Below are 21,882 nucleotides of genomic sequence, written 5' to 3' on the forward strand. Positions count from 1 at the left end.
CGTTAACATAGTTAGCTGAGACGTTAACAAATACCGTTGAGACGTTGACATACCATGACGGCTTGATTTTTTCGGAAGACCTCGACAAAACCGCCGCCGTCTGATTAAATTGAGTAGGAATTGAATATCCGGCAAGATTTTGTGCCGGATGACGCTGAGGTGCCCCGATAACGGGGGTAAAAGGGAAGCCGGTGAGAATCCGGCACGGTCCCGCCACTGTAAGCGGCTATATGCCGCAAGTCAGGAAACCTGCCTCAGCCGAAAACACCCGAATGCGCCTGCGAGGACAGGCCGGTGTGGAACGGCGCCTGCCATTGCAGGCTGCGGTCGTTTTTCCGCATGTCCGTCCTGCCGGCATTTCTGCCCCCGCCATGTGCGGGGGTTTTTCTGTTCCGTACATAAAAAATAGGGGGAATTGGATTTGGATAAGAAATGGCTGAGATGGCTCGCGGCACCGGCTGCAGCACTGATGCTTGCAGCGTGCGGCAACGGTGAAGAAGCGGCGGAAAAACCTGTGGATGAACAAAAGCAGGAAACGGAGCAAAGTTCAGAACAGGCCGGATTCCCGGTCACGATGACCGATGCGACAGGCAACGAAATCACCCTTGAAGAGGAGCCGGATGCGATCGTCTCGATGATCCCGAGCAACACCGAAATCCTGTTCGCGGTAGGCGCGGGCGACGCGGTGGTTGGTGTCGGTGACTTTGATGATTACCCGGAGGAAGCCCAGGAAATCGAGAAAATCGGCGGCCTGGAGTTCAATGTGGAGAAGATCCTTTCCCTCGACCCGGATCTGGTATTGGCACACGATTCGGCCATGGGCACGCATGAGGCCGGCCTTCAGCAGCTTCGTGATGCCGGATTGAATGTATTTGTCATCGAAGAGGCGCAAGACTTCGAGACGGCATACGAGACGATCGGCCAGGTCGGCGAGCTGACCGGGAATGCGGAAGAAGCTGCGGATGTCGTTGAAGAAATGAAAAACAAAGTTGATGAAGTCATCAGCGCGACAGAAGGCATGGAGCCGAAGACGGTGTTTGCCGAAACCTCGCCTGCGCCGGAAATCTACACGCCGGGCGGCGGAACCTTCACAGACGAAATGCTCGGGATGATCGGTGCCGAAAACATGGCCGGGGATCAGGAAGGCTGGATCATGATGGATCCGGAAGAAGTCATCAGCCGGAATCCGGATGTCATTCTTGTGATGTACAGCTATCTGGAAGGCGCCGTGGATGGCGTTAAAGCACGCGAAGGATACAGCACTGTCAATGCAGTGAAGAATGACGAGGTTGTGCAAGTGGACGAGAACATTACGAGCCGACCTGGACCACGGTTGGCTGAAGGCCTGGAAGCGATCGCGAAAGCCGTCTACCCGGAAGCTTTTGAAGGGGGAAATGAATAAGGCGATACCCGCCTATGCAGTTTCATTCGCAATCTTCCTGGCTGCTGCATGGGCGGGCGTATCGATCGGATCCGTCGATATCCCGCTTCGTGCGCTGTGGGGGGAAGGGGATGAGATTGCGGTCAATATTCTTTGGAACATCCGGCTGCCGAGGGTGCTGCTGGCCGGACTGGTCGGCGCGGCACTTGCGATTGCCGGAGCGGCTTTCCAGGGGCTGTTCCAGAATCCGCTGGCAGACCCGTACACGCTCGGGATCTCTTCAGGTGCTTCCGTCGGCGCGGTCATGACCCTGTTTTTCGGAATTTCCATTCCGGTTCTCGGTCTTTATACATTGCCGATATTCAGCATGGCGGGCGGCGCGCTTACGATGTTCCTGGTCATGGGGTTTGCGCGGCTCGTAGACCGCGGAATGAAGATGGAAACCCTTATTCTGACGGGTATCATATTCGGTTCCTTTCTCGGATCGGTTCTTTCACTCATGATTGCACTGACGGGTGATGAGCTTCGCCAAATCATCGGCTGGCTTCTCGGCAGCGTATCGATGAGGGGCTGGCCGTATGTCAGGATGGTCTGGCCGTTTATCCTGGTCGGCGCAGTCCTGCTTTATCTGAACCGTCGGGAGCTGAATGCGCTTCTGTTCGGCGAGGAGCGGGCCCATCATCTTGGTGTCGATGTCGCCAGGAGGAAGATGATGATCCTCATCGGGGGATCGGTCCTGACGGGAGCGGCGGTAGCCGTTTCGGGAACGATCGGCTTTGTCGGACTGGTCGTGCCGCATCTGACACGCCTCATGTGGGGGACGGACCATCGCCACCTTCTGCCGCTTTCCTTCCTGAACGGGGCTTCGCTGCTGATCATCTGTGATCTGATCGCCCGCACGGTGATTTCCCCGTCCGAACTGCCGGTCGGGGTGATCACGGCATTTATCGGTGCGCCTGTTTTCGCCTATGTCTTCTGGCGGCAGCGCAGGAAGGGAGGGGCAGCCCATGCTTGAGGCAAATGAAATACGCGGAGGCTACGGTACGGAAGATGTGATCCGCGGGATCTCGTTTTCCGCAGCCGCCGGGGAAGTTGTCGGCATCCTCGGGCCGAACGGCTGCGGGAAATCCACTTTAATCAAGCTGATCAGCGGGCTTCTCCCCCCTCGGTCAGGGACTGTCCGGATCGGAGGCCGGGACGCATCAGGCTTTTCCAAGAAAGAATTTGCCAGGAAGGTGGCCGTCCTGCCGCAGCTGCATCACAATGCCTTTTCCCAGTCAGTCCGTGAGACGGTGTCCCTCGGACGCTATCCGCACCAGTCCGGACTGTTTCCGGGCTGGAAGGAAACGGACGAACAGGCAGTCGGCCGGGCGATGGATGCTGCAGGAATTGGCGGTTTCGGAGAAAAGCGGATCGACCTGCTTTCGGGAGGGGAGCGGCAACGGGTGTTTGTCGCGCAGGCCCTTGCACAGGAAGCGCCGATCCTGCTTCTTGATGAGCCGACCAACCACCTCGATATCGCCCATCAGCAGCAATTGCTCGATTCGGTCAGAAACCTGGCAAAAGACCAGGGGACCGCGGTCGTCTCGATCTTTCATGACATCAACCTCGCTGCGCTTTATTGCGATCGGCTCATCATCCTCTCACAGGGAAGGATCGCGGCTGAAGGGACTCCGGGGGAAGTCGTCCGGGAGGAGATCATCAGCGATGTATACGGTGCCAGGGTAAACGCAAGGCTCCATCCGGAAATTCCGAAGCCGCAAATCCTGCTGCTTCCGGCCGGACAGGAAAAAACGGCTTCGGGTGTCCGTGCTGCCGATTTCACGGTCACCGCCGATGAAGTGCGATTTGAGGCGGACCGCCCGCTAAGGACGGTGTCTTCCGCCGTGCTGAATGCCGGAGCAGGGTGGGCCCGATTGTTCATCAATCGCCGGGTCGACCCGGACTACAGCACAGTCGATGTCAGGGAAGATATGGCACAGTACGTCACAAAAACAGGCGGCAGGCCGGCTGAGACGGTTGCGATGATGACCGCCGTGCCTGTCGGTCGGGCCGTCATCCGGGATTACGGGGAAGGGGAGATCCGCCTCACCGTCATGGTGACGGCCTCCACCGGCCATGCGCTGGATGCCTCGAGGCAACAGCCATCGCAACGGATAGTAGGGCCGGGTACCATCAATACCTGGGTGATGATCAACGGCAGGCTGCCGGATGAGGCTTTTGTCCAGGCACTGGTCACTGCCACCGAAGCGAAGACCGCCGTGCTGAACCGGATGGGAATCCGTGATCCGCGGACTGGCACGCCTGCGACAGGCACGGCGACCGACAGCTTGCTGATTGCTGCAACCCAGACCGGGCCGGAACTGCCGTATGCCGGTCCTCTTACGGAGCTCGGCGCACTGATCGGGCGGGCAGTCGGCGATTGCACGGAAGAGGCGATCAGGCGCGAGTATGCCCATACCGGCAAAAACATCGGAAATCCCCCGGAATACCAATAAAAAATCACGTTGCAGAGGCATCCGCTTTCCCGTACAATCGGGAACACGGATGCCTCACTTTTGTCATTCGGGACAAAATTCAAAAATATTGTTGACTGAATGCTCATTCATTATTACACTGGAGTCATAAAGAGATGCCGGACTTTGCTTAAGAACCGTCAGCTGTGAAAGCGGATTCAATGCTCCGGCAACGGAAAGGGAGGGACCATTGTGAACGCATTGCTTATCGCCAACTGGATTTTGTTCCTGGCCGTCACTGCGTACGCGCTCGGATTGTTCACATACGTGGTCAAGACACGCGTTGACTTTATCAGACTCGGAAAAAAAGAGGAGTTTGATGCCAAGGTCGACGATCGGCTGCGCGCGGTCTGGACAAACGTTTTTGGACAGAAAAAACTTCTGAAGGACAAAAAAAGCGGGGCTATCCACGTCATGTTCTTCTACGGATTCCTGCTTGTCCAGTTCGGGGCGATCGACCTGATCTGGAAAGGGCTGAAGCCGGGTTCCCATCTGCCGTTCGGGCCGGTGTATCCGTTCTTCACATTCTTCCAGGAAATCGTTGTCTTCATGATTCTCGTTGCAGTTATCTGGGCGTTCTACCGCCGCTACGTCGAGAAGCTCGTCCGGCTGCGCCGTGGCTGGAAAGCCGGTCTCGTCCTCATCTTCATCGGGACACTTATGCTGTCGACGCTCGTTGCGAACGGCATGAACATGATCTGGCGCGGACATGAGACGACCTGGACGGAGCCGATGGCATCGGCGATCGCTTCCGCATTCAGCTGGATGTCGCCGACTGCGGCGGCCGTCGTATTCTTCATTGCCTGGTGGGTCCATCTGCTGACGCTTCTCGCGTTCCTCGTGTATGTGCCGCAGTCCAAGCACGCTCACCTGATCGCAGGCCCTGCAAACACCTACCTGATGCGCTTTGACCGCCGCGGCAAACTCGCGCCGATCGATTTCGCCGCGCTTGAGGAAGACGATGATGAAGATGGCGAAGAAGAGATGCCTTCAATCGGCGTCGGGAAGATCGAGGACTTCACACAGCTCCAGATGCTCGACTTCTACGCCTGCGTGGAATGCGGCCGATGCACGAACATGTGCCCGGCAACCGGCACGGGCAAGATGCTGTCGCCGATGGACCTCATCACGAAACTCCGTGACCACCTGACAAACACGGGCGCGGTCACGACAAAGCAGAAACCGTGGGTCCCGCAGTTCATGTTCAGTGACACGCGCGGCAACCAGCTCGCGATGGCGGCTGGCGCCGAGGGTGCGGTCATCGATGACATCTACAATCCTGCTCTGATCGGCGATGTCATCACGGAAGAGGAAATCTGGGCGTGCACGACCTGCCGGAACTGTGAAGACCAGTGCCCGGTCATGAACGAACACGTCGACAAGATCATCGACCTCCGCCGATACCTCGTCATGACTGAAGGCCGCATGGATGCGGATGCACAGCGCGCAATGACGAACATCGAGCGCCAGGGCAACCCTTGGGGACTCAACCGGAAGGAAAAGGAGAACTGGCGCGATGCGCGTCCGGATCTCCACATCCCGACGGTGAAGGAAGCCAAGAAATCAGGCGAAGACTTCGAGTATCTGCTCTGGGTCGGCTCGATGGGCGCATTCGACAACCGCTCACAGAAGATCGCGCTGTCGTTTGCGCATCTTCTGAACGAAGCGGGCGTGAAGTTCGCCATCCTTGGAAACAAGGAGAAAAACTCCGGTGATACGCCACGCCGCCTCGGAAACGAATTCCTGTTCCAGGAGCTGGCCGAAGCGAACATCAAGGAGTTCGAAAAGAACGAAGTCAGGAAGATCATCACGATCGACCCGCATGCTTACAACATCTTCAAAAACGAGTATCCGGACTTTGGCTACCAGGCCATCGTCTATCACCATACCGAGTTTCTCCATAAGCTTCTGATGGAGGGCAAGCTAAAACCGAAATACGCTGTAAATGAGAAGATCACCTTCCATGACTCGTGCTACCTCGGACGCTACAACGATGTGTACGATGCGCCGCGTGAAATCCTGAAGTCCATCCCGGGCGTCGAGCTGGTCGAGATGGCCAGGAACCGCGAAGACGCCATGTGCTGCGGCGCGGGCGGCGGTCTGATGTGGATGGAAGAAGACAAGGGCCACCGGGTCAACGTGGCACGGACCGAGCAGGCGCTCGAAGTCAATCCGTCCGTCATCTCTTCAGCCTGCCCGTACTGCCTGACCATGATCTCGGATGGCACGAAAGCGGTTGAAGTGGAAGACAAGGTCGGCACTTACGACGTCGCGGAACTTCTCGAACTCTCGATCTTTGGGGATAACCTCGAGCCGGCTGGGGAAGAAGCGGAACCGATCCTCCAATAAGCCGTTGCAGATTCTTTGAAAATTCGATACAATGAAACAAATGGAAGAGGGAGTGCCGGTCACTCCCTTTTTGTTAGGAATTTTGCCGAGCGAGCGTTCAGTCACTTCTGACAGAAAGACGCCGCCCGGCATTCACTGAAAAGGATATGAAAACGCTCTCAAAATCAAAAGGGGGAAATCGATCATGGCAAAAACGGCGATTCTCGGCGGGGCACGTACACCATTCGGTAAGTTCGGCGGGCTGCTCGCTTCTCAGACGGCAAGCGATCTCGGAGGGACGGCAATCCGTGCAGCACTTGAGCGTACCGGCACATCACCGGAAGATGTAGATGAGGTCATCATGGGCACCGTCCTTCAGGGCGGACAGGGCCAAATCCCATCCCGGCAGGCAGCGAACAAAGCGGGCATTCCGTGGAAGGTGAAGACCGAGACGATCAACAAAGTGTGTGCATCAGGCATGCGTGCCGTGACGCTCGGCGACCAGCTGATCCGCCTCGGTGAAGAACAAGTAATCGTGGCAGGCGGCATGGAGTCGATGTCGAATGCGCCGTACTACATGCCGAAGGGCCGTTTCGGCCTGAAAATGGGCGACGCGCCGCTGATCGACGGCATGATCCATGACGGGCTGTCCTGCTCGTTCCACCCGGATCGGGTGCATATGGGCACATACGGGAACAGCACCGCCGACAAGATGGAACTCACACGCGTTGCCCAGGACGAATGGGCACTCCGCAGCCACCAACGTGCCCTGAAGGCGATTGATGAAGCCCTGTTTGTCGAGGAGATCGTTCCGGTCGAAGTCCCGGCACGCAAAAGGCAGACAATCCATGTCGGGGAAGACGAAGCGCCACGCCGCGATACCTCTTCGGAGTCGCTCGCGAAACTGAAGCCGGCATTCGGTAAGGAAGGCACGATCACGGCCGGCAATGCTCCGGGTGTCAACGACGGTGCCTGTGCGCTTGTCCTGATGGATTCAGACCGGGCGAAGCAGGAAGGCAAAGATGTCCTGGCGGAGATCGTCGCCCACGCCGAAGTGGCTGTAGAGCCGGAAAACTTCCCTCAGACACCGGGGCTTGTGATCAATGAAATCCTGGAAAAGACCGGCAAGTCACTTGATGAGATTGATCTGTTCGAGATCAACGAAGCGTTCGCGGCCGTCTCCCTTGCCAGCGCAAAGATTGCCGGTCTCGATCCGGAGAAGGTCAATGTCAACGGCGGGGCGGTTGCGCTCGGGCACCCGATCGGCGCAAGCGGTGCCAGGATCATCCTGACGCTCGCGCATGAACTTAAGCGCCGCGGAGGCGGCATCGGCATTGCGGCAATCTGTTCCGGCGGCGGCCAGGGGGATGCCGTCATGATTGAAGTACCGAAACAGGGACAGGGGGAGTAATCATGGAGATCAAACACGTAATGGTCATCGGAGCCGGACAGATGGGCGGAGGCATCGCACAGGTGTGCGCCCAGGCTGGGTTCGATGTGACCTTGAACGATATCAGTGAAGAAGCGTACGAAAAGGGACTCGGCGTCATTTCGAAAAACCTTTCCCGGGGAGTGGAAAAGGGCCGGATGACGGAAGAGGATAAAAATGCGGCGCTCGGCCGTATCCGCAAATCAACAGATCTGTCTGACGCAAAGGATGCCGACCTCATCATCGAGGCTGCCGTCGAGAAAATGGAGATCAAGCAGTCGATCTTCCGGCAGTTGGATGAGCACGCGGCGGAGCACGCTATTTTGTCGACCAACACCTCCGCATTGCCGATCACGGAAATCGCTGCGGTCACGAAGCGCCCGGGGCAGGTGATCGGGATGCATTTCATGAACCCGGTGCCGGTCATGAAACTTGTCGAAATCATCCGCGGCCTTGCAACCACCGACGAGACTTACCAGGCGGTCGAAGACATGACGAAAAAACTTTCGAAGACGCCTGTCGAAGTCAACGACTATCCCGGGTTCGTCTCCAACCGGGTACTCATGCCGATGATCAATGAAGCGATCTTTACGCTTTATGAAGGCGTCGCAACGAAGGAAGCAATCGACGATGTGATGAAGCTGGGTATGAACCATCCGATGGGGCCGCTCCAGCTTGCGGACTTTATCGGCCTGGATACATGCCTGTACATCATGGAAGTACTGCATGACGGTTTCGGCGATCCGAAATACCGCCCATGCCCGCTTTTGCGCAAATACGTCAACGCCGGCTGGCTCGGGAAAAAGTCCGGCCGCGGGTTCTATGTCTATGAATAAGCCGGTTTGTCCGCACGGCTTTTATTAAGCGAGGTGTACAGCATGGATTTTACATTCACCGAAGAACAGAAGATGATGCGCCGGATGGTGCGTGACTTTGCGAAAAACGAGGTGGAACCGTTTATCCCGAGGATGGAAGCGGGCGAGTTCCCTCGCCCGCTCCTGGAAAAGATGGGCGGGCTCGGCCTCATGGGCATCACGGTTCCTGAGGAGTATGGCGGCTCCGGGATGGACTACACGAGCTACATCATCGCCATCCATGAGCTGTCGAAGGTAAGCGCGGTCATGGGCGTGATTCTTAGCGTCCACACATCGGTCGGCATCAACCCGATCCTGAAGTTCGGCACGGAAGAGCAGAAGCGGAAGTACATTCCGAAGATGGCTTCTGGCGAGTATCTCGGCGCGTTCTGCCTCACCGAGCCGTCTTCCGGCTCCGATGCCGGCGCGATGAAAACGAAGGCGGCCAAAAAAGACGGCCACTATGTGCTCAACGGTTCGAAAGTGTTCATCACGAACGGCGGAGAGGCGGATGTCTACATCGTCTTCGCCAACACCAATCCGGAAGCGGGAAGCCGCGGCGTAACGGCGTTCATCGTCGAGAAAGGCACACCAGGGCTTATCATCGGCAAGGACGAGGAAAAGATGGGGCTCCATGGCTCCCGTACTGTCCAACTGACATTCGAAGACATGGAAGTGCCTGAGGAGAATAGGCTCGGCCAGGAAGGTGAAGGATTCAAGATCGCCCTTGCCAACCTCGATGCAGGCAGGATCGGAATTGCGGCCCAGTCGCTCGGCATCGCCGAGGCCGCCACTGATGCGGCTGTCGCCTATGCCAAGGAACGGGTACAGTTCGGCAAGCCCATCGCGGCAAATCAGGGAATCGGATTCAAGCTCGCCGACATGGCGACATCCGTCGAAGCAGCACGCCTCCTCGTCTATCAGGCGGCCGATCTTTACGGCCAAGGGTTGCCTGCAGGCAAGGAAGCCTCGATGGCGAAGCTGTTCGCCTCCCAGGCGGCCATGGATTGCGCAATCGAAGCCATCCAGGTATTCGGCGGCTATGGTTACACCGAGGACTATCCGGTGGAGCGCTACTTCCGTGACGCGAAAGTCACTCAGATCTATGAAGGCACTAGCGAGATCCAGAGGATTGTCATCAGCAAACACCTCACAAAGTGAGGTGTTCTGCGCCCACAAGCAAAGCGTTGGGCGGCAAGCCACTCACAAAGTGAGGTGTTCTGCGCCCGCAAGCGCTTTGCGCGAAAGTACACCATGGAGTGCCGAAAGTACACAAAGTGGTCGTGAAAGTCCATAAAGAAACGCCGAAAGTACACCAAAGTGTCCCGAAAGTACACAATGGCCCGACGAAAGTACACAATGGCGCCCCCCGTTATTCAGATACAGAAACTTCATTACCACTCCAATCTACGGCCTTGCCGATTACCGAAAGGTGGAAGACGAAAATGAACTTTAAACTGTCCGAAGAACACGAAATGATCCGTAAAATGGTCCGCGATTTTGCAGAAAAGGAAGTCGCACCGACAGCGGCAGAGCGCGATGAGGAAGAGCGCTTCGACGTCGAGCTGTTTCACAAGATGGCAGAACTCGGCCTGACAGGCATTCCCTGGCCGGAAGAGTACGGCGGCATCGGCTCCGATTTCCTCGCCTATGTCATCGCAGTCGAGGAGCTGTCCCGCGTGGATGCATCAGCGGGCGTCGTTCTTTCCGCACACACATCGCTTGCCGGCTGGCCGGTCTTTAAATACGGCACGGAAGAGCAGAAGCAGAAGTACCTCCGTCCGATGGCGGAAGGCTCTAAAATCGGTGCCTATTGCCTGACGGAAGCAGGCTCCGGCTCTGATGCGGGCGGCATGAAGACAACTGCCAAAAAGGACGGCGACCACTACATCCTGAACGGCTCGAAGATGTTCATCACGAACGGCGGCATCGCCGACACGTATATCGTGTTCGCGGTCACCGACCCTTCTTCCAAGCACAAGGGCACGAGCGCGTTCATCGTGGAAAAGGACTTCGAGGGCTTCTCCGTCGGAAAGAAAGAGAAAAAGCTTGGCATCCGTTCGTCCCCGACGACAGAAGTCATCTTCGATAACTGCAAGGTCCCTGCGGAAAACCTCCTCGGCGAAGAGGGCCAGGGCTTCATCATTGCGATGAAGACGCTGGATGGCGGCCGCAACGGCATCGCTGCACAGGCGGTCGGCATCGCGCAGGGCGCACTGGACCACTCGGTTTCCTATGCGAAAGAGCGCGAGCAGTTCGGCAAGCCGATCGCGGCGAACCAGGGAATCGGCTTCAAGCTTGCCGACATGGCGACTTCGATCGAGGCTTCCCGACTCCTCACTTATCAGGCGGCCTGGCTCGAGTCGAACGGCCTTCCGTACGGCAAGGAATCCGCGATGGCAAAGCTGATGGCGGGCGATACCGCGATGAAGGTCACGGTGGAGGCAGTCCAGGTATACGGCGGATACGGCTATACGAAGGATTATCCGGTCGAGCGATTTATGCGTGACGCGAAGATCACTCAGATCTATGAGGGCACGCAGGAGATCCAGCGGCTCGTCATCTCCCGCATGCTGACGAAATGACCGAAAAAAAGACGTCGGTGCGCCACGAGGTGAAGTCGTCGGTAAAAGACGAATCACTGATCGAGAAGCGCCGCGACCAGATGATCCGCGGAGCGGTGAAACTGTTCAGGGAGAAGGGGTTCCACCGCACGACCACGCGGGAAATCGCAAAGGAAGCGGGCTTCAGCATCGGCACACTCTATGAATATATCCGGACAAAGGAAGATGTCCTCTATTTGGTGTGTGACAGGATTTATGAGGAAGTGCATGACCGGCTGGCACCGCTTGCGGAACAGCAGGGGACAATCAAAGGACTGAAAAACGCCATCCGGCTCTATATCGAAACGATCGATGAGATGGATGACGAATTCACAGTCATGTATCAGGAGACGAAGTCACTGCCGAAGGCGGCGCTCAGCTATGTGCTCGAGAAGGAGCTTGAGATGGCCGGCCTGTTCGAGCGGATGCTTGCCGGCTGTTCTGAAGCGGGGGAGATCACTCTATCCGAGAAGGAAGCCCGGCTCGGGGCACACCATATCATCGTCCAGGGACAGATGTGGGCATTCCGCCGCTGGACGCTCCGCAAACAGTTCACATTAGGGGAATTCATCGATATGCTGACGGACCAGCTGCTCTACGGGGTGGCGGGCCGTCCGCAGAAGGGGGAAGTAAAATGACAACGGCACCAGTCGAAGTCTACAAGCCGGTCAATCATGTCCGGTTCGTTACGGCATCCAGCCTGTTTGACGGCCACGATGCCTCCATCAACATCATGCGACGCATTCTGCAGTCAAGCGGTGCTGAAGTGATCCATCTGGGCCACAACCGTTCCGTTGAGGAAGTCGTCAATGCAGCCATCCAGGAAGACGTGCAGGGGATTGCGATCTCTTCCTACCAGGGCGGCCACGTCGAATACTTCAAATACATGCATGACCTCCTGAAGGAAAAGGGCGCACCGCATATCCGCGTATACGGCGGAGGCGGAGGCGTCATCATTCCGAAAGAGATCAAGGAGCTTCATGACTACGGCATCTCCGGGATTTTCTCCCCTGAGGACGGTCGCCGTCTCGGCCTGCAGGGAATGATCAACGAGATGTTGAAGCAGTGCGACTACAAGACGTCCGAGAAGAAGCAGCTCGGTAATCCGGAAGCGCTCTCCGCGAATGATGTGCCGCTGCTTTCCGGTCTGATCACACTGGCAGAAGACGCGCATATGGGCCAGGCCGAAGAAGCGGAAAAGATGCTCGAAGCCGTCCGCAAGCTGTCGAAAGAAACACCGGTATTCGGAATCACGGGAACGGGAGGCGCCGGGAAAAGCTCACTGACTGACGAACTGATCCGCCGATTCCTCCACGAGCTTCCGGACAAGAAGGTGGCTATCCTGTCGATCGATCCGACAAAGCAGAAGACGGGCGGCGCGCTCCTCGGCGACCGGATCCGCATGAACGCAATCTTCAGCGACCGTGTCTATATGAGAAGCCTCGCGACGCGCGGGTCCCGCTCCGAACTGTCCGGAGCGATCCGGGATGTGCTTGATGTCGTCCGTGCCGCTGGCTTTGACCTCATTATCGTCGAGACGAGCGGGATCGGACAGGGGGATGCGGAAGTCGCGGAAATCGCAGATGCCTCGATGTATGTGATGACAAGCGAATTCGGTGCGCCTACACAGCTTGAGAAGATCGACATGATCGACTTCGCAGACCTGATCGCGATCAATAAGTTCGAACGTAAAGGTTCAGAGGACGCCCTTCGCCAAGTGCAGAAACAGTATCAGCGGAGCCGGCAGCTTTGGGACCGCCAGGTTGATGAGATGCCGGTGTACGGCACGATCGCCAGCCAGTTCAACGACAAAGGCACAAACTCGCTGTTCGCGGCAATCGTCGATGTGCTTAACGACAAATTCAGCCTTGGGTGGGAAACGTCTTACAAACAGTTCGTCAAAACCCAGAAGCAGAACGTCATCATCCCGAATGACCGCCGCTATTACCTGCGCGAAATCACGGATACGATCCGTGACTATCACAAGCGCGCGGAGCAGCAGGCAGAGCTCGGACGACGTCTTTTCCAGCTGGAAGGCACGCTTTCCATGATCCGCGAAAAGGGTGTGGACGAGGCGCTTGAAGCATCTCTCCAGTCCCTGATCGACGGAGTGAAAAGTGAGCTGTCGACGGAGTCAAAGCGGATTCTTGAAAACTGGGAAAGCCTGAAGGAAGCTTATTCCGGGGAAGAGTTTGTCACGAAGGTCCGTGACAGGGAGATCAGGACGATCCTCAGGACGGAAAGCCTTGCAGGCCTGAAGATTCCGAAGGTCGCCCTTCCGAAGTTCAAGGACTACGGGGAAATCCTCCGCTGGGTATATGCGGAAAACGTGCCGGGCTCGTTCCCGTATACGGCAGGCGTCTTCCCGTTCAAGCGCCAGGGGGAAGACCCGAAGCGCCAGTTTGCCGGAGAAGGGACACCGGAGCGGACAAACCGCCGGTTCCACTATCTCTCGAAGGACGACGATGCAAAACGGCTGTCCACGGCATTCGACTCGGTCACGCTCTACGGCGAAGACCCGGCATACCGTCCTGATATCTACGGAAAAGTCGGCGAATCCGGCGTGTCGGTGTGCACGCTCGATGACATGAAAAAGCTGTACGACGGATTCGATCTTTGCGCACCGTCCACGTCAGTCTCGATGACGATCAACGGCCCTGCGCCGATCATCCTTGCGATGTTCATGAACACTGCAATCGACCAGCAGGTGAAGAAAAGAGAAGAGGAGCTCGGCCGCACACTGACCGTGGAAGAATTCACGGAAGTCCGCGAAAAGACGCTCCAGACTGTCCGCGGCACCGTCCAGGCGGATATTCTGAAGGAAGACCAGGGCCAGAACACGTGCATCTTCTCGACCGAGTTTGCGCTCCGCATGATGGGGGATATCCAGCAGTACTTTATCGATCATCAGGTCCGCAATTACTACTCTGTGTCGATCTCGGGGTACCATATCGCCGAGGCGGGGGCGAATCCGATTTCCCAGCTGGCATTCACGCTGGCAAACGGATTCACCTATGTGGAGTACTACCTGAGCCGCGGCATGAACATCGATGACTTCGCACCGAACCTGTCGTTCTTCTTCTCGAACGGCCTTGATCCTGAATATACGGTCATCGGCCGCGTCGCCCGCCGAATCTGGGCAATTGCGATGCGGGAGAAGTACGGTGCAAACGATCGCAGCCAGAAGCTGAAGTACCACATTCAGACATCCGGACGGAGCCTTCATGCCCAGGAAATCGATTTCAACGATATCCGGACGACGCTGCAGGCGCTTATGGCTCTGCAGGACAACTGCAACTCACTCCATACGAACGCCTATGATGAGGCAATCACAACACCGACCGAGGAATCGGTCCGGCGCGCCATGGCGATCCAGATGATCATCACGAAAGAGCATGGGCTCTCGAAAAACGAGAACCCTCTCCAAGGGGCGTTTATCGCAGAAGAACTTACTGATCTTGTGGAGCAGGCCGTTCTGGATGAATTCGATCGCCTGAATGACCGTGGCGGCGTGCTGGGCGCGATGGAGACCCAGTATCAGCGAGGAAAAATCCAGGAAGAGTCCATGTATTACGAGCACCTCAAGCATTCGGGGGAACTGCCGATTGTCGGCGTCAACACCTACCTGAACCCGAACCCGCCTTCCGAGGATGATATCGACAACATGGAGCTTGCACGCGCGACGAAAGAAGAGAAAGAGACCCAGATCCGCAATCTGAAGTCGTTCCAGGAACGGAATGGAGAGCGAACGCAGGAGGCTCTCGACCGGCTGAAGAAAGCGGCCGTCTCCGGCGGCAATATCTTCGAGGCCCTGATGGACACGGTAAAGGTTGCAAGCCTTGGACAGATCACGGCAGCCCTCTACGAAGTGGGCGGGCAATACCGCAGAAACATGTAAGGGCATTGCCTGTTGAAAAAAATTCCGGATGTCCCGCTTCCGCGGGACATCTATTTTTTCTTCTGTTGTATAATGTAGGAAGAAGCGAAGAGGAGGGCCTCCCGTTGAAAACGTCCTATCACGTGGTCATTATGGTGATCCTGATCGTCCTGTCCATAGCCCTGTACAACCGCGGCCTTGCCGCTGCTCCGCTGATTTTGCTGTCCGCACAACTGTTTTATCTGTTCTTCAGCGGCTGGCGGACATTGAAAAACAAAAGTTGAAGGTAGCATAGCGGGAAGTGGATTGTATATAATGGTGATTATGCCAACGCATGCAGAAAGGACGTGCTCCTGATGAACCTTCAAGATCTGACACAGGAACAATTAAAAGAAGAAGCCCTGATTGACCTTGCTTTCGCCCTCTTGGAAGAGCGCCGTGAGCCAATGGAGTTTCCGGCTCTCATGGCAGAGCTCGGCCGTCTGGTCGGCCTGTCCGAGAAAGAAGCCAAGGAACGCCTTGTCCGCTTCTATACAGATATGAATATCGACGGGCGGTTCCTCGCCCTGGGTGACGGTCGCTGGGGCCTTCGTGAGTGGTACCCGGTAGACAAGATCGAGGAAGAGACTGCGCCGTCGGTCAAAGTGCGCAAGCGGAAGGCCAAGGCTAAAGTCGTAGAAGACGATGATGAAGAGATTATCGAAGACGACGAGGATGTCGACTTCGATGAGGACTTTGATGAGTTCGCTGATGAAGAGGAAGAAGACTTCGAAATCGACGATGAAGAGGAAGAAGAGGCCGAGGAAGACGTCGATGAACTTGACGATGAAGAGGATGAACTCCTTGACGGCGAGATCGATCTTGCGGACGAAGAAGACGACGAGGATGAAGAGGAAGTTTGAACTTGACGGATCATCTTCACAGGTTTATGATTTAATTCGGGCTCCTCTGATCGAGGAGATTAAAATGTGCGTATGCGCTCCCCTGCAGAACGGTTTGCAGGGGGGCCTTTTTTGTTTTTGGGACTGACAGGAGGAGATTTTGTAATGACCAAGTATATCTTTGTAACCGGCGGCGTAGTATCTTCACTAGGAAAAGGGATTGTCGCAGCATCCCTCGGCCGTCTGCTGAAGAACCGTGGGCTGGAAGTGACCATCCAGAAATTCGATCCGTATATCAACGTGGACCCGGGCACGATGAGCCCGTATCAGCATGGTGAGGTGTTCGTGACCGAAGACGGCGCGGAAACAGACCTCGACCTCGGCCACTATGAGCGTTTCATCGACATCAACCTGACGAAATACTCCGCGGTGACAACCGGTAAAGTCTACTCCACCGTCCTGAAGAAAGAGCGGCGCGGAGACTACAACGGCGCAACCGTCCAGGTCATCCCGCACATTACGAACGAAATCAAGCAACGTGTGCTGCGCGCAGGCAAAGAGACGAATGCGGATGTCGTCATTACCGAAATCGGTGGTACCGTCGGTGATATTGAATCGCTGCCTTACCTTGAAGCGATCCGCCAGCTCCGTTCCGACCTCGGCCGGAATGAAGTCATGTACATCCACTGCACACTGATTCCGTTTATCCACGCGGCAGGTGAGATGAAAACCAAGCCGACACAGCACAGCGTCAAGGAACTGCGCGGCCTCGGCATCCAGCCGAACCTCATCGTCGTCCGTACCGAGCAGCCGGTTCCTCAGGACATGAAAGACAAGATCGCGCTTTTCTGCGACATCCGTCCGGAAGAAGTGATCGAGTCCCGTGATGCGGAGACGCTCTATGAAATCCCGCTCAGACTTCACGCTCAGGGCATGGATGACCTCGTCCTCGACCATCTCCGCCTGGATGCTCCGAAGCCGGAGCTCGACGACTGGACAGCACTTGTCCAGAAGGTAAAGTCTCTTTCTAAGACAGTGAAGATCGGCCTGGTCGGCAAATACGTGGAACTCCAGGATGCCTACATCTCAGTGGTCGAAGCGCTGCGCCATGCCGGGTTCGCATTTGACGCTGAGATCGAAGTCGACTGGATCAACGCTGAAGATATCAGCCGCGACAATGCGGCGGAACTCCTTTCCGATTGCGATGGCGTACTGGTACCTGGCGGCTTCGGCGACCGAGGCATCGACGGCAAGATCGCTGCAGTCGAGTACGCGCGCACAAACAATGTGCCATTCTTCGGCATTTGCCTTGGCATGCAGCTGGCTTCGGTCGAGTATGCCCAGCACGTCATGAACATGGACGGCGCGCACTCCTCGGAACTGGATCCGTCGACAGCGTTCCCGATCATCGACATCATGCCGGATAAGAAAGACCTGGAAGACCTCGGCGGCACATTGCGCCTCGGCATCTATCCGTGCAAGCTCAAGGCCGGCACGAAGGCTCACGAAGCTTACGGCGAGGACCTCGTGTATGAGCGCCACCGCCACCGCTTTGAATTCAACAATGAATTCCGCGAGACATTCGAAAAAGCTGGCTTCGTCTTTTCCGGTCTCAGCCCTGACGGCCGACTTGTCGAGATTGTCGAGCTGCCGGAACATAAATGGTTTGTCGCATGCCAATTCCACCCGGAATTCGTGTCGCGCCCGAACCGTCCTCAGCCGCTGTTCAGAGAATTCATCCGTGCTTCAATCGGCAATAACTAAATAAAGGACAAGCCAGGTTCCCTCAAAACGGCAGGGGCCTGGCTTTTTTTATGTCCTCTGAAGTCCGACTTCCAACAGATAAACCATAAGTTTACAGATAGAGGTATTCACGATATCACTTTTGTTTTAAAATAGGTTACATAACAATCCATACATAAAAGCGCCCTGTCTGATAACAGGGCGCCGGGTTCAGCCGAATTCGGAAAGCAGCTCCTCGTAATCCATCCGGACGGCTTCGTAGACAAACAGCCCTGCAAGGGCGTGTGGAAAGACGGTTCGCCCGCCGTCATCGGACGGAAGCAGGCCGCGCTTGACCCCAAGTGACACATAAGCGGTGGCGAGTTCTGCGAGCTCATTGCCCTCGTCATCTTCGGGCTCATCAGCCACCGCGGCAAACGGGATGAACTGCTCAGCCAGCCGGCGGGCGAGTGTCAGTGCTTCTTCGTCGGATGCATGCCTTGCAAGAATCCAAACTCTGTCCGTGCTGTCGATTTCTTCTCCGCGGTAACGCACGGCACCCTTAAGCGGCTCCTGGCCGCGGATCGCGTTTGCGCTTACTGCGCCCAGCTCGCCAAACGCTGCGATGAACACTCTGCCTTGCCCTGCGGTTGCTTGTGCGAGAAGTCGGGCAGTCATGCCGATCATCTCTTCTTCACGTCCGGCGATGCGCTGGAGCAGTCCGGACATTTGTGTAGTCAGCATTTTCATATGAGTATCCCTCCGGCTCCATTATAAAGGACGGAGCTCAGGCGTCCAAGCAGGCGCCGCTGCATCAATTTCCACTTTGAAAAAGTGTCACAAATGAAAAGAAAATGATAAGGTTATTACGGATGGTAGAAAACATAGAATATTATGAAAGTAGTGACTGGCCATATGAAACGGATATTGATTGTTGATGACCAGAACGGCATCCGTCTTCTGCTGCAGGAAGTGTTCAAGCGCGACGGGTATGAGACCTCTGTTGCGAAAAACGGATTTGAAGCGATAGAACTGTTTACACAGTCCCCTCCGGACTGCGTGCTGCTCGATATGAAAATGCCCGGCATGGATGGCATCGAAGTCCTTAGACAGTTCAAGTCAGCCAAGCCGGATATTTCGGTTTTCATGATGACTGCGTATGGTGAACAGGAACAGATTGACGCGGCAAAAGCGCTTGGGGCCGAGAAGTATTTCACAAAGCCGTTCGACATTCATGAGCTCCGAAGCGAGATCGGCGGAATCCTGGCGTGACCGGCGGGCAGTGGCGGACACTGCCTGTTTTTGATATGATGGAAAGGTGTAAAAACGAAAGATTGACTTCCCATTTTCGAAGGAGGAATCGAGTATGGCACTTGTCTCCATGACGGACATGCTAAATAAAGCAAGAAAAGAAGGCTATGCGGTCGGTCAGTTCAATATCAACAACCTGGAATTCACACAGGCGATCCTTCAAGCGGCCGAGGAGGAGAAATCCCCGGTCATCCTGGGTGTTTCCGAAGGCGCCGCAAAATATATGGGTGGCTTCAAGGCGGTTGTGCCAATGGTTAACGGCCTAATGGAATCCTACGGAACGAGCGTACCGGTCGCAATCCATCTTGACCACGGCTCTTCCTTTGAAAAATGTAAAGAAGCGGTTGATGCGGGCTTCACATCTGTCATGATCGATGCATCGTCCCAACCGCTTGAGGAAAATATCCGGATCACATCCGAAGTCGTCGAGTATGCCCACAAACACGGCGCATCCGTCGAAGCGGAGCTTGGCGTCGTAGGCGGCCAGGAAGATGACGTCATCGCGGACGGCGTGATCTATGCAGATCCAAAAGAGTGTGAAGAGCTTGTTAAGCAGACGGACATCGACTGCCTGGCACCTGCGCTCGGATCGGTTCACGGCCCTTATAAAGGCGAACCGAATCTCGGATTCAAAGAGATGGAAGAAATCTCGAAGCAGTCGGATCTCCCGCTTGTCCTGCACGGCGGCACGGGCATCCCGACAAAAGACATTCAGCGCGCTGTTTCACTCGGGACGGCTAAGATCAACGTCAATACCGAGAATCAGATCGCGTCGACCAATGTCATCCGCGAAATCCTGGACAACGACAAAGAGGTCTATGACCCTCGCAAATATCTCGGTCCTGCACGCGAAGCCATCAAAGAAACCGTCATAGGCAAGATGCGTGAATTCGGCAGTTCCGGGAAAGCTTAAAAACAAGGGGAGAAGCGGGAGAGGTGCAAGGCATCATCTCCTTCTTTCCATTCATCAGAGAAACTTCCGGGGAGGACACAGACATGAAATTTTTCATCGATACAGCAAATTTTGACGAAATCAAGGAAGCACACGCATGGGGCATCCTATCAGGTGTGACGACGAACCCATCGCTCGTAGCCAAGGAGAATGTCCCGTTCCATGACCGGCTTAAAGAGATCGCGGAACTAGTTCCTGGCTCTGTAAGCGCGGAAGTCATCGCGACTGAAGCGGAAGAAATGATCCGTGAAGGACGGGAACTTGCAGCGATTGCACCGAACATTACGGTCAAGCTCCCAATGACACCGGATGGCCTTGCAGCATGCTCCACTTTCGCCAAAGAGGGCATCAAGACGAACGTTACCCTCATTTTCAGTGCGAACCAGGCGCTTCTTGCAGCACGCGCGGGAGCCACCTATGTCTCGCCATTCCTTGGCCGTCTGGATGACATCGGCCACAACGGGATGGACCTGATTGCGACCATTTCAGAAATCTTCGACACGCACGGCATCGAAACGGAAATCATCGCGGCATCAATCCGCCACCCGCAGCATATCACGGATGCGGCGCTGAACGGCGCACACATCTCAACGACTCCGCTTAAGGTCCTTAAGCAGATGTTCAACCATCCGCTGACGGAAAAGGGTCTTGAAGCGTTCCTCTCAGACTGGAACAAGCGGACTGCCGAGTGACGGAACTCTTTCGGAACGAGGGAAACGATATGGACGTCTACAAAATCAACGGCGGACGGGAATTAAAGGGAACGATCAAAGTGAGCGGCGCCAAAAACAGCGCGGTCGCACTTATCCCGGCTTCGATCCTGGCCGGCTCGGAAGTATCAATCGAAGGACTGCCTGAAATCGCGGATGTCTTTACGCTCAAGGCGCTCCTGGAAGAAATCGGCGGGGCTGTCACATTCCGGGACGGGACGATGAAAATCGACCCGACCGGAATGGTCGATATGCCGCTTCCGAATGGAAATGTCAAAAAGCTTCGTGCCTCCTACTATTTGATGGGAGCGATGCTCGGCCGGTTCGGCAAGGCTGTAATCGGCCTGCCTGGCGGCTGCCATCTCGGACCGCGGCCGATTGACCAGCATATCAAAGGGTTTGAGGCACTGGGTGCCAAAGTGACGAATGAACACGGCTCGATTTACCTCCGTGCAGAGAAGCTGCGCGGCGCCAAGATCTATCTTGATGTGGCAAGTGTCGGGGCGACCATCAATATCATGCTTGCCGCTGTCCTCGCTGAGGGGCGGACGACCATTGAAAATGCGGCAAAAGAGCCTGAAATCATTGATGTCGCGACACTCCTGTCGAACATGGGTGCCAACATCAAAGGTGCCGGCACAAACATCATCCGGATCGAAGGCGTCGAATCGCTGTCGGGAACTACCCACACCATCATCCCGGACCGAATCGAGGCCGGGACATTCATGATCATGGCAGCAGCGGTTGGAGCCGGTGTCACGGTTGACAATGTCATCCCGTTCCACGTGGAGGCACTAACGGCGAAGCTGAGGGAAATGGGTGTGGACCTCATTGAAGAAGAGGAGCGGATCATCATTCCGAAACCGGAGCGGCCGCTTCGTGCAATCGATGTAAAAACGCTCGTCTATCCGGGCTTTGCGACTGACCTCCAGCAACCGATGTCCGTCCTTCTTACGCAGGCGAAAGGAACGTCGGTCGTGACCGACACGATCTACTCGGCGCGGTTTAAGCATATCGATGAACTGCGCCGCATGAATGCGGATGCGCGTGTCGAGGGCAGTGCTGCAATCATCACCGGACCGCTTGAGCTCCAGGGAGCTTCCGTGCGGGCGACCGACCTTCGTGCCGGCGCCGCACTTGTGCTCGCGGGGCTGATTGCGGAGGGTGAGACAGAAGTGCATGCAATCCACCATATCGAGCGCGGCTATTCCAACCTGATCGGCAAGCTTAGCGGCCTTGGGGCGGACATCCGAAAAGTGCGCGTGCCTGCCGGCGCTTTATCCGGCAAGGACAAAGGCAATTCCTGACAGTAACCTGA

Annotated in this window: 18 protein-coding genes and 1 riboswitch; of the genes, 17 read left to right on the top strand and 1 reads right to left on the bottom strand. The window is 56.1% G+C overall.

Annotated elements, in window-relative coordinates; translation table 11 throughout:
• Positions 1 to 140 precede the first annotated feature (140 nt).
• Positions 141 to 271: riboswitch (cobalamin riboswitch) on the top strand.
• A 150-nt stretch (positions 272 to 421) separates the two neighbouring features.
• From AC6CHQ_RS00920 to pyrG, 13 genes are all read left to right on the top strand, one after another.
• Positions 422 to 1,402 (top strand): ABC transporter substrate-binding protein, encoded by a 981-nt coding sequence (locus AC6CHQ_RS00920; protein ID WP_498080569.1) that lies wholly within the window; start codon positions 422 to 424, stop codon positions 1,400 to 1,402.
• A complete protein-coding gene (locus AC6CHQ_RS00925; RefSeq protein ID WP_498080570.1) occupies positions 1,395 to 2,396 on the top strand; it encodes a FecCD family ABC transporter permease in 1,002 nt (333 codons plus the stop codon). The genes AC6CHQ_RS00920 and AC6CHQ_RS00925 overlap by 8 nt, the downstream gene beginning before the upstream one ends.
• Positions 2,389 to 3,879, top strand: coding sequence for an adenosylcobinamide amidohydrolase (locus tag AC6CHQ_RS00930; RefSeq protein ID WP_498080571.1), 1,491 nt, complete (start codon positions 2,389 to 2,391; stop codon positions 3,877 to 3,879). Before AC6CHQ_RS00925 ends, AC6CHQ_RS00930 begins: the two co-directional genes overlap by 8 nt.
• 210 nt (positions 3,880 to 4,089) lie before the next feature.
• A complete protein-coding gene (locus AC6CHQ_RS00935) occupies positions 4,090 to 6,246 on the top strand; it encodes a (Fe-S)-binding protein (protein WP_424236664.1) in 2,157 nt (718 codons plus the stop codon).
• A 184-nt stretch (positions 6,247 to 6,430) separates the two neighbouring features.
• Positions 6,431 to 7,636, top strand: coding sequence for an acetyl-CoA C-acetyltransferase (locus AC6CHQ_RS00940; RefSeq protein ID WP_424236663.1), 1,206 nt, complete (start codon positions 6,431 to 6,433; stop codon positions 7,634 to 7,636).
• A 2-nt stretch (positions 7,637 to 7,638) separates the two neighbouring features.
• Complete coding sequence (locus AC6CHQ_RS00945) at positions 7,639 to 8,490, top strand: 3-hydroxybutyryl-CoA dehydrogenase (RefSeq protein ID WP_251238984.1); 852 nt, start codon at positions 7,639 to 7,641, stop codon at positions 8,488 to 8,490.
• Positions 8,491 to 8,532: 42 nt separating this feature from the next.
• Complete coding sequence (locus AC6CHQ_RS00950; protein WP_251238985.1) at positions 8,533 to 9,669, top strand: acyl-CoA dehydrogenase; 1,137 nt, start codon at positions 8,533 to 8,535, stop codon at positions 9,667 to 9,669.
• Between the two features lie 284 nt (positions 9,670 to 9,953).
• Positions 9,954 to 11,093 carry an acyl-CoA dehydrogenase gene (locus tag AC6CHQ_RS00955; RefSeq protein ID WP_092054570.1) on the top strand — a complete coding sequence of 380 codons (1,140 nt, stop codon included), beginning with the start codon at positions 9,954 to 9,956 and terminating at the stop codon, positions 11,091 to 11,093.
• The gene (locus AC6CHQ_RS00960; RefSeq protein ID WP_251238986.1) at positions 11,090 to 11,749 is read left to right on the top strand and encodes a TetR/AcrR family transcriptional regulator; all 660 of its coding nucleotides are present in this window, start codon (positions 11,090 to 11,092) and stop codon (positions 11,747 to 11,749) included. Before AC6CHQ_RS00955 ends, AC6CHQ_RS00960 begins: the two co-directional genes overlap by 4 nt.
• Complete coding sequence (icmF, locus tag AC6CHQ_RS00965; protein WP_251238987.1) at positions 11,746 to 15,009, top strand: fused isobutyryl-CoA mutase/GTPase IcmF; 3,264 nt, start codon at positions 11,746 to 11,748, stop codon at positions 15,007 to 15,009. The genes AC6CHQ_RS00960 and icmF overlap by 4 nt, the downstream gene beginning before the upstream one ends.
• Before the next feature lie 104 nt (positions 15,010 to 15,113).
• Positions 15,114 to 15,272 (top strand): hypothetical protein, encoded by a 159-nt coding sequence (locus AC6CHQ_RS00970; protein WP_177168376.1) that lies wholly within the window; start codon positions 15,114 to 15,116, stop codon positions 15,270 to 15,272.
• Positions 15,273 to 15,344: 72 nt separating this feature from the next.
• Positions 15,345 to 15,890 (top strand): DNA-directed RNA polymerase subunit delta, encoded by a 546-nt coding sequence (gene rpoE / locus AC6CHQ_RS00975; RefSeq protein WP_498080572.1) that lies wholly within the window; start codon positions 15,345 to 15,347, stop codon positions 15,888 to 15,890.
• A gap of 144 nt (positions 15,891 to 16,034) precedes the next feature.
• Entirely contained in the window at positions 16,035 to 17,633 is a 1,599-nt protein-coding gene (gene pyrG, locus AC6CHQ_RS00980; RefSeq protein WP_092054558.1) for a CTP synthase, read from the top strand.
• Positions 17,634 to 17,822: 189 nt separating this feature from the next.
• Here pyrG and AC6CHQ_RS00985 read toward each other — a convergent pair whose 3' ends face one another.
• The gene (locus AC6CHQ_RS00985) at positions 17,823 to 18,341 is read right to left on the bottom strand and encodes a DUF2529 family protein (protein ID WP_498080573.1); all 519 of its coding nucleotides are present in this window, start codon (positions 18,339 to 18,341) and stop codon (positions 17,823 to 17,825) included.
• Between the two features lie 165 nt (positions 18,342 to 18,506).
• On the opposite strand from AC6CHQ_RS00985, the gene AC6CHQ_RS00990 reads away from it, so the two are divergent.
• The 4 genes from AC6CHQ_RS00990 to murA all read left to right on the top strand — a co-directional run bounded on the left by AC6CHQ_RS00990 (position 18,507) and on the right by murA (position 21,871).
• Positions 18,507 to 18,863: a response regulator gene (locus AC6CHQ_RS00990; RefSeq protein WP_251238990.1), complete on the top strand. Its 357-nt coding sequence runs from the start codon at positions 18,507 to 18,509 to the stop codon at positions 18,861 to 18,863.
• A gap of 94 nt (positions 18,864 to 18,957) precedes the next feature.
• On the top strand, positions 18,958 to 19,815 hold the full coding sequence (locus AC6CHQ_RS00995; RefSeq protein ID WP_251238991.1) for a class II fructose-bisphosphate aldolase: 858 nt from the start codon (positions 18,958 to 18,960) through the stop codon (positions 19,813 to 19,815).
• An 83-nt stretch (positions 19,816 to 19,898) separates the two neighbouring features.
• Complete coding sequence (gene fsa / locus AC6CHQ_RS01000) at positions 19,899 to 20,546, top strand: fructose-6-phosphate aldolase (RefSeq protein ID WP_251238992.1); 648 nt, start codon at positions 19,899 to 19,901, stop codon at positions 20,544 to 20,546.
• 29 nt (positions 20,547 to 20,575) lie between these two features.
• Positions 20,576 to 21,871 carry a UDP-N-acetylglucosamine 1-carboxyvinyltransferase gene (gene murA / locus AC6CHQ_RS01005; RefSeq protein WP_251238993.1) on the top strand — a complete coding sequence of 432 codons (1,296 nt, stop codon included), beginning with the start codon at positions 20,576 to 20,578 and terminating at the stop codon, positions 21,869 to 21,871.
• Positions 21,872 to 21,882 lie beyond the last annotated feature (11 nt).

It is taken from the genome of Bhargavaea sp. GQ12 (assembly GCF_059758705.1).

What these genes read in the sequence shown, in the direction of transcription:
- AC6CHQ_RS00985 (WP_498080573.1), bottom strand. Translation starts at nt 18,341, where the DNA reads ATGAAAATGCTGACTACACAAATGTCCGGACTGCTCCAGCGCATCGCC.
- icmF (WP_251238987.1), top strand. Translation starts at nt 11,746, where the DNA reads ATGACAACGGCACCAGTCGAAGTCTACAAGCCGGTCAATCATGTCCGG.
- murA (WP_251238993.1), top strand. Translation starts at nt 20,576, where the DNA reads ATGGACGTCTACAAAATCAACGGCGGACGGGAATTAAAGGGAACGATC.
- AC6CHQ_RS00925 (WP_498080570.1), top strand. Translation starts at nt 1,395, where the DNA reads ATGAATAAGGCGATACCCGCCTATGCAGTTTCATTCGCAATCTTCCTG.
- AC6CHQ_RS00950 (WP_251238985.1), top strand. Translation starts at nt 8,533, where the DNA reads ATGGATTTTACATTCACCGAAGAACAGAAGATGATGCGCCGGATGGTG.
- AC6CHQ_RS00945 (WP_251238984.1), top strand. Translation starts at nt 7,639, where the DNA reads ATGGAGATCAAACACGTAATGGTCATCGGAGCCGGACAGATGGGCGGA.
- AC6CHQ_RS00990 (WP_251238990.1), top strand. Translation starts at nt 18,507, where the DNA reads ATGAAACGGATATTGATTGTTGATGACCAGAACGGCATCCGTCTTCTG.
- AC6CHQ_RS00930 (WP_498080571.1), top strand. Translation starts at nt 2,389, where the DNA reads ATGCTTGAGGCAAATGAAATACGCGGAGGCTACGGTACGGAAGATGTG.
- AC6CHQ_RS00995 (WP_251238991.1), top strand. Translation starts at nt 18,958, where the DNA reads ATGGCACTTGTCTCCATGACGGACATGCTAAATAAAGCAAGAAAAGAA.
- fsa (WP_251238992.1), top strand. Translation starts at nt 19,899, where the DNA reads ATGAAATTTTTCATCGATACAGCAAATTTTGACGAAATCAAGGAAGCA.
- pyrG (WP_092054558.1), top strand. Translation starts at nt 16,035, where the DNA reads ATGACCAAGTATATCTTTGTAACCGGCGGCGTAGTATCTTCACTAGGA.
- AC6CHQ_RS00940 (WP_424236663.1), top strand. Translation starts at nt 6,431, where the DNA reads ATGGCAAAAACGGCGATTCTCGGCGGGGCACGTACACCATTCGGTAAG.
- rpoE (WP_498080572.1), top strand. Translation starts at nt 15,345, where the DNA reads ATGAACCTTCAAGATCTGACACAGGAACAATTAAAAGAAGAAGCCCTG.
- AC6CHQ_RS00955 (WP_092054570.1), top strand. Translation starts at nt 9,954, where the DNA reads ATGAACTTTAAACTGTCCGAAGAACACGAAATGATCCGTAAAATGGTC.
- AC6CHQ_RS00960 (WP_251238986.1), top strand. Translation starts at nt 11,090, where the DNA reads ATGACCGAAAAAAAGACGTCGGTGCGCCACGAGGTGAAGTCGTCGGTA.